The sequence below is a fragment of the Paenibacillus sp. 2TAB26 genome, assembly GCF_052115145.1.
Classification (GTDB): domain Bacteria; phylum Bacillota; class Bacilli; order Paenibacillales; family Paenibacillaceae; genus Pristimantibacillus.
The window spans coordinates 1-433 of the sequence record NZ_JBFRGC010000111.1 but is presented as its reverse complement, the minus strand read 5'-3'; the positions used below and the strand labels follow the sequence as shown (position 1 = coordinate 433).

Genomic DNA, 433 nt, shown 5'->3' with positions numbered 1-433 from the left:
ATGTCTAGTCATTCGTTTGGTGGCGATGGCGGAGGTGAACCACGCGTTCCCATACCGAACACGACCGTTAAGCCCTTCAGCGCCGATGGTACTTAGACCGCAGGGTCTTGGGAGAGTAGGACGTCGCCAAGCGGATTAAATCATACAAGCGAATTACCAACTTTTAGTGGTTGATTGTAACGAGCGAATATGTTAATCTAATATTCCTGCCGCGAAAGCGGTGGAAACAAATTGCACCTTGAAAACTGGATAACGAAAGAAAAAGAATTGCTGAAACATCCTTTAGCTACATTGATTTAATTGTTAGTGAAGGTTGTTCGTGATTGATGCGACTTCTTTTCGTTTTGTTTCAACYATTTGATGTCTTAGGAGATCAGAGAAACAAAATGAAAACGGCGCACAAGCCGAATCAACCGGAACGATAGGTTAAGCT

At 43.5% G+C, this 433-nt stretch carries 1 rRNA gene; it reads left to right on the top strand.

Annotated features, from left to right (window positions below):
• Positions 1-15: 15 nt before the first annotated feature.
• A 5S ribosomal RNA gene (rrf, locus tag AB4Z50_RS36100) occupies positions 16-132 on the top strand.
• Positions 133-433 lie beyond the last annotated feature (301 nt).